This is a genomic window from Agreia sp. PsM10 (genome assembly GCF_030433855.1).
Lineage (GTDB): Bacteria > Actinomycetota > Actinomycetes > Actinomycetales > Microbacteriaceae > Agreia.
Map to the genome: position 1 here is coordinate 142,333 of NZ_JARUXC010000006.1, position 12,580 is coordinate 154,912.

Genomic DNA, 12,580 nt, shown 5'->3' on the forward strand with positions numbered 1-12,580 from the left:
AGATGTGACAAACGCTCGGCTATTACGGGGTTTTGAAAATTCCTTGACTTCTGTACGAGGGCTAGCATTGTGGGGTTTGCCGTCCCCGAAGTGAAAGTCGTGTCATATGAGCATCAGAGTCGCCATCGCCGGAGTGGGAAACTGCGCCAACTCGCTGATCCAGGGCGTCACGTTCTACCGCGACGCCGCGGACGACGAGGTGGTGCCCGGCCTCATGCACGTGCGTTTCGGTGCGCACCACGTGCGCGATCTCGAGTTCGTCGCGGCATTCGACGTCGACGCGGCGAAGGTCGGAGAGGATCTGGCCGACGCCATCTGGGCGAGCGAGAACAACACACTGCGCTTCGCCGAGGTCGAGCAGACCGGCCTGACCGTTCTGCGCGGGCCGACCTTCGACGGCCTCGGGGAGTACTACTCCGAGATGGTCGAGGAGTCCGAGGCGGAACCCGTCGACGTGGCTCAGGCCCTCCGCGACAGCGGCGCCGAGGTTCTCGTCTGCTACCTGCCCGTCGGGTCGGAAGAAGCGGCCAAGCACTACGCGCAAGCGGCGCTCGATGCCGGTGTCGCGTTCGTGAACGCCATCCCGGTGTTCATCGCGAGCGACCCGGAGTGGGCCGCGAAGTTCGTGGAGGCCGGCCTGCCGATCGTGGGAGACGACATCAAGAGCCAGCTCGGCGCGACGATCACCCACCGGGTGCTCGCCCGCCTGTTCGAGAGCCGCGGCCTCACGATCGACCGCACCTACCAGCTCAACGTCGGCGGCAACATGGACTTCAAGAACATGCTCGAGCGCAAGCGCCTCGCGTCGAAGAAGATCTCGAAGACCCAGGCCGTCACCAGCAACATCGACATCGATCTGCCGGAGCGCGACATCCACATCGGTCCGAGCGACCACGTGCCGTGGCTCGACGACCGCAAGTTCGCCTACGTGCGAATCGAGGGCCACGGCTTCGGCAACGCCCCCGTGAGCCTCGAGTACAAGCTCGAGGTGTGGGACTCCCCGAACTCCGCCGGCGTGATCATCGACGCCGTGCGTGCGGCGAAGATCGCTCTCGACGCCGGCCTGTCGGGCCCGGTCGAGGCGGCCAGCGCCTATTTCATGAAGTCGCCGGCCGTTCAGCTGCCAGACGACGAGGCGCGGGCCAGACTGGAATCGTTCATCCAGAAGAACGGCTAGCCCACCATTCGAGCAGGCGGCGGGTCGCCTCGTCCTCTCCGAGGGGCCCGTCGTCGAGGCGCATCTCGAGCAGAAAGCGGTAGGCCTCGCCCACCTCGCGGCCGGGCCGGATGCCGAGGATCGCCATGATCTGCTCGCCGTCGAGGTCGGGGCGCACGGCCTGCATCTCCTCGAGTTCGGCGAGCTCGGCCACGCGGGTCTCGAGGTCGTCGTACGCGAACGACAGCATGTGCGACTTGCGCTTGTTGCGGGTGGTCACGTCGGCCCGGGTGAGGATGTGCAGCCGCTCGAGCAGCGGCCCGGCGTCCCGAACGTAGCGGCGCACGGCGGAGTCGGTCCACGCGCCCTCGGTGTAGCCGAAGAAGCGCAGGTGCAGCTCGATCAGCCGTGCCACGTCGTTGATCGTGTCGTTGTCGAAGCGCAGCTCGCGCAGCCGCTTCTTGGCGATCTTCGAGCCCACGACGTCGTGGTGATAGAAGGTCACGACGCCGCCCGGCTCGAGCCGACGCGTGGCCGGCTTTCCGATGTCGTGCATCAGGGCGGCGAGGCGCAGCACCAGATCCGGCCCCTCGAACGATCCGCGCGACTCCTCGAGCTCGATGGCCTGGTCGAGCACGGTGAGGCTGTGCTGGTAGACGTCCTTGTGGTGATGATGCTCGTCGCGCTCCAGGCGCAGGGCGGGGATCTCCGGCATCACGAGCTCGGCGAGACCCGTCTCGACGAGCAGCTCGATTCCGCGCCGCGGCGCCGGCGTCAGCAGCAGCTTCGAGAACTCGTCGCGAATGCGCTCGGCCGAGATGATCGTGAGCGATTCGCCCATCGTTCTCAGGGCATCCATCGTCTCTGCGTCGAGATCGAACCCGAGCTGCGCCGAGAACCGGATGGCGCGCAGCATGCGCAGGGGATCGTCGCCGAACGAGATGGCCGGTGTCGAGGGTGTGCGCAGGATGCCTTCGAGCAGGTCTTCGACGCCGCCCGACGGGTCGACGAGAACGAGTTCGGGCAGCCGGAGGGCGAGGGCGTTCACGGTGAAGTCGCGGCGCGACAGGTCGACCTCGAGGCTGTCGCCGAACTCGACGATCGGCTTGCGGGTCTGCTGGTCGTAGCTGTCGGAGCGGTAGGTCGTGATCTCGACCTGTTCGCCGTCGATGAGGGCACCGATCGTTCCGAAGTCGCGGCCGATGTCCCAGGTGCTCTTCGTGAGTGTCTTCAGCACTACGAGGGTCTCGTCGGGGGTGGCATTCGAGGTGAAGTCGAGGTCTTTGGCCGGTCGCCCGAGGAAGGCGTCTCGAACCGGGCCGCCGACGAGGGCCAGTTCGAAGCCCGCGGCGCTGAAGGCTGCGGCCAGCCGGGCGACGGGCGACGACTCGCTGAGAGTGCGCAGCCGAACCATGGATTCCTGAACAGTTCGCTGCATCCCGACAGTTTACCGACGAGCACCGAGCGGCATGGGCAGAGCGGCCTCCCGTGCTTCCCAGCCTGTGCGACCTAGAATCTACGCGAGGCCGTATCCCACACGGCCTCGACGAAAGCCCCCTATGAACCTGCCTCCTACTCGACGCCTGCGCGCCATCCCCGCCCTCCTGGGCCTGGGAGTGGTGGCGTCGTCGATGCTCGGTATCGTGCCCGTGACGGCTGCCGCGAACGCCGCGGAGGAGCCCGTGCAGGTCGTTCTCGCGCCGGCGAACGGGGGAGTGGCGCAGCCCGGCGCAGACCTCACGGTCACCGCCTCCCTCACCAACTCCGGGTCGACCACGATCGACGGGGCCTCGTTGCAGATCGCCGTCGATCGCGAGTTCATCTCCACCCGCGCTGAACTGAACGAGTGGCTTGCTCCCGCAGACGACTCCTCCACGGTCGATTCCGACGCCATCATCGCCAGCGTCGCCGTTCCCGCCTTGCAGCCGGGCGAGGAGCACATCGTGCAGGCCACCATCCCGGCCGCCTCGGTCCCGTTCGAGGACTGGGGCGTGCACGGCATCACCGGCACCCTCTTACAGGGCGACGGCACCGAGACGGTCGCGCACTCGTCGGTCGTGTTCAACGGCGACGACGCCCCCGCGGCCACCCAGGTCGCGGTCGCTGTTCCCCTCACCACGCAGCCGGGGCAGACGGGTCTCATTCCCGAGGCCACCCTCGCCACGATCACGGCCGACAACGGGCTGCTGACCCGCGAACTCGACGCGGTGATCGGCCGGCCCGTCGGCATCCTCATCGACCCGCGCATCATCGTGTCGATCCGGGCTCTGGGAACCACGGCGCCGTCGAGTGCGATCGCCTGGCTCGAACGACTTCAGGGCGCATCCAATCCCATCTATCCGCTGAGCTACGCCGACGCCGATGTCGCCGCGATGAGCCAGGCCGGCTCCGCCCAGCTGCTCACCCCCACCTCGTTCGACTACGCGCTCGACAAGGCCGACTTCGTCGACCTCGCTCCTCCCACCACCAGTCCGTCGCCCACGACCGGCGCCGCCGCCGTCGCGCCCGGTGGCGTCGTCACCGATACCCCGACGCCCACGCCGAGCCCCGCACCGGATGCCGTGCCCGACACGAGCGCGCTCCTCTCGTGGGACTACACGGGCACCTCGATCGCCTGGCCGAGAGACGACACCGTCACCGCAACCGATCTGCCCTATTTCGCGGCCAACGGCCTCACGACCACGATCGTCTCGTCGTCGAACGTGTCGACCACGTCGTCTGCGGTGGGCGGCGTGGCACGCGCAGGGGACAGCACGGTGCTCGTCTCCGACGACACCGTGTCGACGCCGCTTCGAGAGGCGGCGGGCGCACTCACCGCGACCGAGCGGCAGAAATCGCTCTCAGACCTCGCGTCGGGCCTCGCCGTCGTCGCCAGTGAAGACGACAGCACCCCGCGCACGATCCTGGCCACCCTCGACCGGGCGGCGCCCTCCGACGGAACCGCGCTCACCGACGCGTTGAATTCGCTCGATGCGCTGTCGTGGTCGTCGACCACCGCGTTCGACGGCTTCGCCGCCCAGGCCCCTGCATCAGACGTCACGGTCGTCGACCAGCCCGAACCCGCGGAACGCACCGGCCAGGTCGCCGCGCTCCTCGCATCCGAGAACCAGGTCGCCGCCTTCTCGAGCATCATCACCGACCCGACGAACCTGCTCGGTGAGAACAGAGCGAACATCCTGTCGCTGCTGGCCAACTCCTGGGCCTCGAACACGGGCGGCTGGAACGTGGCCATGCAGGCGCAGGCCGATCGCTCGACAGAGACACTGGGAGCCGTCTCCATCGTCGCGGGGTCGCCCATCAACCTCGTGAGCAACACCGGCGACATGCCCGTTCTCGTCGAGAACAAGCTTCCCTATCCGGTGACCCTCACCGTGCGACTCTCGCCCTCGAACTTCCGTCTCGTGGTGCAGAGAGAGGTGTCCATCACTGTCGAGGCATCCTCGAGCAAGCAGGCGAAGGTGCCGATCACGGCCGGAGTCGCCAACGGAGACACCATCGTGCGCGCCGAGCTCGTCAGCCCCACCGGAGTCCTCATCTCGGCACAGCCCACCTTCATTCCCGTGAACGTCTCCGCCGACTGGGAGGTCGCGGGCTCGTGGCTCGTAGGCGGAGTGGTGGGCGCGCTGCTCATCTTCGCCGCGATCCGCCTGTTCCTGAAGCGGCGCCACACCCGTGCCGCCGAGACCGCAGGTGGGTCGGCCGGCGATCCAGACGATGACCCGGATGCGGCTGCGCCGGCCGCTTCCGTCACCGAATCCACTACCGAGGAGCCGCGTGGCTGACACCTCCGCCACACCCGCGCCCAACCTCGGACGCGCGAGCGCGATCCTGGCCTCGGGCACGACCGTGTCGCGCGTCCTGGGCTTCGTCAAGGCGTTCGTCCTCATCCAGACCATCGGCACGATCGGCCTGGGAACCGACGCGTTCACGATCGCCAACCAGCTGCCGAACACGATCTTCGTGATCGTGGCGGGCGGCATGCTCAACGCCATCCTCGTACCGCAGATCGTGCGCGCGGCTCGGCATGCCGACGGGGGAGCGGGCTACATCAACAAACTCGTGACCGTGGCGTTCGTGGTGCTCGGAGCCGCCACTCTCATCGCCACTCTGCTCGCCCCGGTGCTCATCACGATCGTGGCCGACCCCTCGTCGAGTGGCCAGTTCGCGCTGGCGACGGCGTTCGCCTACTGGTGCCTGCCCCAGATCTTCTTCTACGGCGTCTACTCGGTGCTCAGCGAGGTTCTCAACGCCCGCAACTCCTTCGGCCCGTTCACCTGGACGCCCGTGCTGAACAACATCGTCGCGATTCTCGGACTGGTCGCCTTCAACGTCGCTTTCAGCCCCTCTGCGCTGAACGTGGGCGACCTCGACTGGTGGACGCCCGACAAGGTGGCCGTTCTCGCGGGAACAGCCACGCTCGGTGTCGCGGTGCAGGCCCTCGTGCTCTTCTTCTTCTGGCGACGGGTCGGCCTGCGCTACCGTCCCGACTTCCGGTGGCGGGGAGTCGGCCTCGGAACGGCGGGCAGGCTCGCGGGCTGGACCTTCGCGATGCTCATGGTCACCCAGCTGGCCGGAATCGTCGAGACGCGCGTCGTCATCACGGCCTCGGGCGACGATGCATCGACGACGGTGCTGTCGACCGCCTGGCTCATCTTCATGCTGCCCCACTCGATCGTCGCCGTGTCGATCGCGACCGCCTATTTCACGCGCATGAGCGAGCACGCGGCCGAGGGAGACCTCGCGAAGGTCAGGCGCGATCTGTCGGCCTCCATCCGAGTCATCTCGCTGATCATGATGCTGGCGACCGTGGTGCTCATCGTCGTCGCCTACCCCTTCAGCGGTCTCTTCAACAAGTTCGACTACACGACCACGGTGGCCATGGGCAACGTTCTCATCGCCTTCCTGGTCGGTCTGCCCGCCTTCAGCATCCTCTTCGTCATCCTGCGAGCCTTCTACGCCCTCGGCGACACCCGCACTCCGTTCTTCATCACGCTGTTCCAGGCCGTGCTCTTCTCCCTCGGCGCCCTCCTCGTTCTGGTTCTCGTTCCCAAGGAGTTCATCGGCGTCGGTGTCGCCCTCGCCCTGTCTGTCGCCGGCATCCTTCAGGCGATCCTCGCGGCCGTCCTCATCCGCCGCCGACTCGGCGGGCTCGGCGGCGCCACGGTGGCCCGGAGCCTTGCGCGCGACCTCGGCGCACTCGTGCCCGCCGCAGCCGCCGGAATCGCACTCGCCGTCGCGTTCGGCTTCGCGAACGACGGGGGCTACGGAGTGAGCGGCTACGTCGGCGTTCTGCTGTCGATGATCGTGATCGGTCTGGTGCTGTCGCTCCTCTATGTCGGCGCGCTTCGCCTGCTGAAGTCGCCCGAGCTGAACGACGCGCTCATGCCCCTGCTCGCGCGCGTCACGCGCCGTTCCTCCTAGTTTCCGACCAGGTGCCCGCCGTCCCCTGACGGCGGAATATCCGCGGAATAGGATGTGTTGTACCAGGCAAGTGAGGCGCTCTTCCGGGCGACCTCGCGACACCCTTTCAAGGAGCTGACACGCACGTGCGCGACATCATCATCATCGGATCCGGTCCTGCCGGATACACAGCGGCCATCTACGCTGCCCGGGCGGGGCTCAACCCGCTCCTGATCGCGTCGAGTGTCGAGGCCGGCGGCGAGCTGATGAAGACCACCGACGTCGAGAACTTCCCCGGCTTCCCCGAAGGCATCCAGGGCCCCGAACTCATGGGCAAGCTGCAGGAGCAGGCCGAGAAGTTCGGCACCGAGGTGCTGCTCGACGACGTCACGAGCGTCGACCTCACCGGCGACATCAAGAAGGTCAGCACCGGCTACAGCGGCGACCAGGAGGCCCTGTCGGTGATCTTCGCCACAGGATCCGCCTACCGCAAGCTCGGCATCGAAGACGAAGAGCGCCTGAGCGGCCGCGGCGTCTCGTGGTGTGCCACCTGCGACGGCTTCTTCTTCAAGACCAAGACCATCGCCGTCATCGGTGGCGGCGACTCGGCCATGGAGGAGGCGACGTTCCTCACCCGCTTCGCCGACAAGGTCTATCTGGTTCACCGCAAGGACACGCTCCGCGCATCGAAGATCATGCAGCAGCGCGCCTTCGACAACCCGAAGATCGAGTTCGTCTGGAACTCCGAGGTCGTCGGCATCTCCGGCGAGACCACCGTCGAGGCTCTCACGCTGCGCAACACCGTTTCGGGAGAGCAGAGCGAGCTTCCCGTTCAGGGCCTGTTCGTCGCCATCGGCAACGACCCGCGGGTGCACCTCGTTCACGGCCAGCTCGAGCTCACGGCATCCGGAACCATCGCCGTCGACGGCCGCAGCTCGAAGACCAACCTCACCGGCGTCTTCGCAGCCGGTGACGTCGTCGACGACACCTACCGCCAGGCCGTCACCGCGGCCGCGTCCGGCACGGTCGCCGCTCTGGACGCGGAGCACTACCTCGCGGGTTTAGCGCAGGCGGCGCACGTCGCTCCTGACGCAGCCGCCGAAGACCTCATCCCCGTCAACTAGTTTTCCCCTTTCAACGAAAGAAGCAATCATGTCCAACGCCAAGGCAGTCACCGACGCCAGCTTCGATGCCGACGTCCTCCAGTCCGACAAGCCGATCCTGGTCGACTTCTGGGCGGAGTGGTGCGGCCCGTGTCGCGCCGTAGGCCCCATCCTCGACCAGATCGCCGACGAGCACGGCGACAAGATCGAGATCGTCAAGCTCAACGTCGACGACAACCCGCAGACCGCCGCGAAGTACATGATCACGTCGATCCCCGCGCTCAAGGTCTACAAGGGCGGCGAGGTCGTGAAGACCATCATCGGCGCCAAGCCCAAGGCTGCGCTCGAGAAGGACCTCGCAGACTTCATCGCGTAGATCGCTCGATTCGACAGGCCTCCCGCTCATCGCGGGGGGCCTGTCGGCGTTAAGGGCCAGTCGGATGCCCGTGGCCCCGGATGCGGTCGGCCCGGCTTTCGACACGCCCGGGTCTGGTTAGTATGGAATTTCGGTCTGGTATCAGGCGATCTGGAATCAGAATGACCCACTGTCAGGACATGCGCGTGAACGACAACACCCGAAGCGGCACAGGAACGAACCTCGACCCCTGGTACGGCAACTACGCCGCCCGGGCGGCAGGCCTGGCGGCCTCCGAGGTGCGTGCACTCTTCGCCGTGGCCTCGCGGCCCGAGGTGGTCTCGCTCGCGGGAGGTATGCCCTTCGTCTCGGGCCTTCCCCAGGACCTCGTCATCGACGCGATGAATCGTGTGATGACGGGCAACGGTGCGGCTGCACTCCAGTACGGATCGGGCCAAGGCGTTCCCGCTCTTCGTGAGCAGATCCTCGACGTCATGGCGCTCGAGGGAATCAAGGCGGGTGTCGACGATGTCGTCGTCACCACGGGCTCACAGCACGCGCTCGAACTCGTCAGCAAGCTCTTCCTCGATCCCGGCGACGTCGTTCTCTCCGAGGGCCCCAGCTATGTCACCGCCGTGGTCATCTTCAAGTCGTACCAGGCCGAGATCGAGCACGTCCCCATGGACGAGCATGGGCTCATCCCTGAGGCTCTGCGCGAGCACATCGCCGGCCTCAAGCGCGCCGGCAAGCGCATCAAGTTCCTCTATACGATCCCCACCTTCCACAACCCGGCCGGCGTCACACTCAGCTGGGAACGCCGGATCGAGATCCTCGAAATCTGCCGGTCAGAAGGCATTCTCGTTCTCGAGGACAACCCCTACGGCCTGCTCTACTTCGAAGAGAAGCCGCCCGCTGCCATCCGGTCGCTCGAAACCGACGGCGTCATCTACCTGGGCACGTTCTCGAAGACCCTCGCGCCGGGCTTTCGTGTCGGCTGGGCTCTCGCACCCCATGCGATCCGCGAGAAGCTCATCCTCGCCAACGAGGCCGCCGTGCTCAGCCCGAGTTCGTTCAGCCAGCTCATCATCAGCCAATACCTCGACACTGCCGACTGGAAAGGCCAGATCGACCGATTCCGTGGCATCTACAAGGAGCGCAAGGAGACCATGCTCTCGGCGCTCACCGAGTACCTGCCAGACCTGAGCTGGACGAATCCCAATGGTGGGTTCTATGTCTGGCTCACCCTGCCCGACTATCTCGACTCGAAGCAGATGCTGCCCCGCGCGGTCACCGAGCTGGTGGCGTACACGCCCGGCACCGCGTTCTTCGCCGACGGCCAGGGTCGCAACAATATCCGGCTCTCGTTCTGCTATCCCACGCCGGAGCAGATCAAGCTCGGCATCCGACGTCTCACCAGCGTCATCAACGCTGAGCGCGACCTGCTCGAATCATTCTCGGCCACAGGCCCCCTCTCCGCCGTCCGACGCGACGACAACTACACAGCACCGCCGCCCAACACCAATTAGGGATGAATACCGTGACCTCTCGTACCGTCGTCGTTCTGGCCGGAGGCATCTCGCACGAGCGCGACGTCTCCCTTCGATCGGGTCGGCGCGTCGCCGACGGCCTGCTCGATCGTGGGCACACCGTGATTCTGCGCGAACCGGATGCGTCGCTCCTGTCGTATCTCGAGACGAATCGTCCCGACGTGGTCTGGCCGGCTCTGCACGGCGCCAGCGGAGAAGACGGCGCCCTGCGCGCACTGCTGGATGCCCTCGACATCACCTACGTGGGGTCGCAGCCGGGTTCCAGTCGGCTGGCCTGGCACAAGCCCACCGCCAAGGTCATCGTGGCGCGTGCCGGCTTCTCCACGCCGGAGTCGATCACCCTTCCTCGTGACACATTCCGGGAGCTCGGTTCCGCCCAGGTTCTCGATCGCGTCGCCAGCCAGTTCGGCACCGACCTCGTCGTGAAGCCGGCCATGGGAGGTTCGGCCCAGGGTGTCACGATGGTCGCCGATACCGATGACCTTCGTCGAGGCGTCGTCGAGGCCTACACCTACGGCGATGTCGCACTCATCGAACGTCGCGTCTCCGGCACCGAGATCTCCGTCGGCATCATCGATACCGGCGATGGCCCGTACGCGCTGCCCGCCGTCGAGATCGAGCCGCGCCTCGGTGTCTACGGCTACGACGCGCGCTACAACGCGGGGGAGACGCGGTTCTTCACGCCGGCTCGTCTCTCCGGCGACATCACGGAGCTTGCTCAATCCACTGCGCTCTCGATCCACAACACGCTGGCACTTCGCCACATCTCCCGCGTCGATCTGATCGTCGACGACGACGGCGTCGTTTGGTTCCTTGAGGCGAACGTGCTGCCCGGCCTCACGGAGACCTCGCTCGTCCCGCAGGCCATTCAGGCAGCGGGACTCAACCTGGGCCAGGTATACGAGGCGCTCGGTGAGAAGGCGATCGCAGACGCCTCCGCCTGACGTGCAGTCGGAATGTTTCACGTGAAACATGACCGTGATGCACATTAACGATGCAACCCCGATGTTTCACGTGAAACATCGGGGTTGTTGTCTTGAGGGGGAGAGGCTCAGGGCCGACCGAACCCCTTGTCGCCCAGTTCCGCGAGGATGCGATTCAGGTCGCCGATGGTCGCGAAGTCGATGACGATCTGACCTTTCGCCCTGCCCAGACTGACCTTCACACGCGTGTCGAGGCGATCACCCAGTCGATCCGCGATCTCGTCGAGGTGCCCGCGCTTCGTGCCCGCGACCGTCTTGGCCTTGGCCGGCTTCGGCACGGCAGTCGCCGCAGCCTCTGCAGCTCGAACCGACAGGTCCTCGTTCACGATCTTGTCAGCCAGACGAGTCATCGCCTCGGCATCTCCGGCAGAGAGCACGGCACGCGCGTGGCCTGCGCTCAGCACCCCGGCAGCCACCCGCTTCTGCACCGCGGCCGGCAGACGAAGCAGGCGAATGGTGTTGGTGATCTGCGGGCGCGAACGACCGATCCGTGTGGCCAGCTCGTCTTGCGTGATGCCGAAGTCGCTCAACAGCTGCTGGTAGGCAGACGCCTCCTCGAGTGGGTTCAGCTCGGAACGGTGAAGGTTCTCGAGCAGCGCATCGCGCAGCATGTTCTCATCTGCCGTGTCCTTGACGATCGCCGGGATCGTGTCGAGGCCGACCTGGCGTGTGGCCCGCAAGCGACGCTCACCCATGACGAGCTCGTATTTGGGCGTCTCGCCGTCTACAACGGGGAGAGGCCGCACCACGACCGGCTGCAGCACACCGATCTCCCGAATCGACACGACCAGCTCGGCGAGGTCGTCCTCTTTGAAGACGGCGCGAGGCTGCTTCGCGTTGGGAACGATGTCGGCGGGGTTCAGATGCGCCAGCCGAGCGCCCGGCACCTCGACCAGCTCCGTCTCGGTCCGACTCGCCTGCGGCAGCGTCGACACCGTCGCATCGCCGCGGTCGGCGAAGAAGACATCGACAGGCCGGGCTCCCGGCCGGCCGTCGGCGTCGACCGCATCGTTCGTGGGAATGAGCGCACCGATTCCGCGGCCCAGGCCTGTTCTCTTCTTAGTTGCCATCGGTGGGCGCTCCTCTGTCTGCGATCTCGGCTGCGGCTTCGAAATACGAGAGCGCGCCGGGTGAATTGGGGTCGAAGCTGATCACGGTCTGACCATAGCTGGGCGCCTCTGACACTCTCACCGACCGTGGAATGACGGCGGCCAGGGTCTGGTCGGGGAAATGGCTGCGCACGTCCTCCGCGACCTGGAATGCCAGACGAGTGCGTCCGTCGTACATGGTCAGCAGAATCGTCGACACGGCCAGGGTCGGATTCAAGTGACGCTCGATGAGCTGGATGTTCTTGAGCAGTTGGCTCAGACCCTCGAGTGCGTAGTACTCGCACTGGATGGGGATGAGAACCTCGTGGGCCGCGACGAACGCGTTGATCGTGAGCAACCCCAGCGAGGGAGGACAATCGATGAAGACGTAGTGATAGGCGACGCCCGCGTCGAACGATTCCTGCAGATAGGTGTCGACGCTGCTGCGCAGACGTTGCTCACGGGCGACCATGGGAACCAGCTCGATCTCGGCTCCCGCCAGGTCGATGGTCGCAGGCACACAGAACAACGTGTCGAACTCGGGGCTCTTCTGCACGAGATCCGACATCGGCTCATCTCGGATCAACGCGTCGTATACGCTCGGCGTCTCCGCCCGGTGCTCGACTCCGAGTGCGGTCGACGCATTGCCCTGAGGGTCGAGGTCGATGACGAGAACTCGAGCTCCGCTCCGCGCGAGGGCGGCGGCGAGGTTGACGGTCGTGGTGGTCTTGCCCACGCCGCCCTTTTGGTTCGCGACCGTGAACACCCTAGTGGTCTCCGGCAGCGGCACGACACGTTTGGCGAAGTTGCGTCGCCGGTTCGAGAGGTCGGCCAGTTCACGAGCCAGGGGCGTCGACGCATCGAATGATGCGGCTCCGCCGATTGCTTCCGTTGACATCCACAAATCCTGACTTGCTGAGTTCCGTTGTCGACCTGTTGAGACCCGAG

Annotated in this window: 10 protein-coding genes; 7 read left to right on the forward strand and 3 right to left on the reverse strand. The window is 66.1% G+C overall.

Features of this window, described 5'->3' with window-relative positions; genetic code table 11:
* Nucleotides 1-106: 106 nt before the first annotated feature.
* Nucleotides 107-1,177: an inositol-3-phosphate synthase gene (locus QCD70_RS09665; RefSeq protein ID WP_301215535.1), complete on the forward strand. Its 1,071-nt coding sequence runs from the start codon at nt 107-109 to the stop codon at nt 1,175-1,177.
* On the opposite strand, the gene QCD70_RS09670 is transcribed toward QCD70_RS09665, so the two are convergent.
* Nucleotides 1,158-2,594 (reverse strand): CCA tRNA nucleotidyltransferase, encoded by a 1,437-nt coding sequence (locus tag QCD70_RS09670; protein ID WP_301215537.1) that lies wholly within the window; start codon nt 2,592-2,594, stop codon nt 1,158-1,160. The genes QCD70_RS09665 and QCD70_RS09670 overlap by 20 nt on opposite strands.
* Nucleotides 2,595-2,715: 121 nt before the next feature.
* Between QCD70_RS09670 and QCD70_RS09675 the strand changes: the two genes are divergently transcribed.
* The 6 genes from QCD70_RS09675 to QCD70_RS09700 all read left to right on the forward strand — a co-directional run bounded on the left by QCD70_RS09675 (nt 2,716) and on the right by QCD70_RS09700 (nt 10,505).
* Entirely contained in the window at nt 2,716-4,938 is a 2,223-nt protein-coding gene (locus QCD70_RS09675) for a DUF6049 family protein (protein ID WP_301215539.1), read from the forward strand.
* The gene (murJ, locus tag QCD70_RS09680) at nt 4,931-6,577 is read left to right on the forward strand and encodes a murein biosynthesis integral membrane protein MurJ (protein WP_301215541.1); all 1,647 of its coding nucleotides are present in this window, start codon (nt 4,931-4,933) and stop codon (nt 6,575-6,577) included. The genes QCD70_RS09675 and murJ overlap by 8 nt, the downstream gene beginning before the upstream one ends.
* A gap of 125 nt (nt 6,578-6,702) precedes the next feature.
* On the forward strand, nt 6,703-7,680 hold the full coding sequence (gene trxB / locus QCD70_RS09685; protein WP_301215543.1) for a thioredoxin-disulfide reductase: 978 nt from the start codon (nt 6,703-6,705) through the stop codon (nt 7,678-7,680).
* Between the two features lie 28 nt (nt 7,681-7,708).
* A complete protein-coding gene (gene trxA / locus QCD70_RS09690) occupies nt 7,709-8,035 on the forward strand; it encodes a thioredoxin (protein WP_044440958.1) in 327 nt (108 codons plus the stop codon).
* 179 nt (nt 8,036-8,214) lie between these two features.
* Nucleotides 8,215-9,540, forward strand: coding sequence for an aminotransferase-like domain-containing protein (locus QCD70_RS09695; protein ID WP_301215547.1), 1,326 nt, complete (start codon nt 8,215-8,217; stop codon nt 9,538-9,540).
* Between the two features lie 2 nt (nt 9,541-9,542).
* Complete coding sequence (locus tag QCD70_RS09700; protein WP_301215549.1) at nt 9,543-10,505, forward strand: D-alanine--D-alanine ligase family protein; 963 nt, start codon at nt 9,543-9,545, stop codon at nt 10,503-10,505.
* A 107-nt stretch (nt 10,506-10,612) separates the two neighbouring features.
* Here the strand turns inward: QCD70_RS09700 and QCD70_RS09705 are convergent, their stop codons facing one another.
* Both QCD70_RS09705 and QCD70_RS09710 read right to left on the reverse strand, forming a co-directional pair.
* On the reverse strand, nt 10,613-11,614 hold the full coding sequence (locus QCD70_RS09705; protein ID WP_301215551.1) for a ParB/RepB/Spo0J family partition protein: 1,002 nt from the start codon (nt 11,612-11,614) through the stop codon (nt 10,613-10,615).
* On the reverse strand, nt 11,604-12,530 hold the full coding sequence (locus QCD70_RS09710; RefSeq protein WP_301215553.1) for a ParA family protein: 927 nt from the start codon (nt 12,528-12,530) through the stop codon (nt 11,604-11,606). Before QCD70_RS09710 ends, QCD70_RS09705 begins: the two co-directional genes overlap by 11 nt.
* Between the last annotated feature and the right edge of the window lie 50 nt (nt 12,531-12,580).

Bases quoted from the DNA above. Each gene is read 5' to 3' on its own strand.
- QCD70_RS09665 (WP_301215535.1), top strand. From the start codon at position 107: ATGAGCATCAGAGTCGCCATCGCCGGAGTGGGAAACTGCGCCAACTCG.
- QCD70_RS09670 (WP_301215537.1), bottom strand. From the start codon at position 2,594: ATGCAGCGAACTGTTCAGGAATCCATGGTTCGGCTGCGCACTCTCAGC.
- QCD70_RS09675 (WP_301215539.1), top strand. From the start codon at position 2,716: ATGAACCTGCCTCCTACTCGACGCCTGCGCGCCATCCCCGCCCTCCTG.
- trxA (WP_044440958.1), top strand. From the start codon at position 7,709: ATGTCCAACGCCAAGGCAGTCACCGACGCCAGCTTCGATGCCGACGTC.
- QCD70_RS09695 (WP_301215547.1), top strand. From the start codon at position 8,215: ATGCGCGTGAACGACAACACCCGAAGCGGCACAGGAACGAACCTCGAC.
- QCD70_RS09700 (WP_301215549.1), top strand. From the start codon at position 9,543: ATGAATACCGTGACCTCTCGTACCGTCGTCGTTCTGGCCGGAGGCATC.
- QCD70_RS09705 (WP_301215551.1), bottom strand. From the start codon at position 11,614: ATGGCAACTAAGAAGAGAACAGGCCTGGGCCGCGGAATCGGTGCGCTC.
- QCD70_RS09710 (WP_301215553.1), bottom strand. From the start codon at position 12,530: ATGTCAACGGAAGCAATCGGCGGAGCCGCATCATTCGATGCGTCGACG.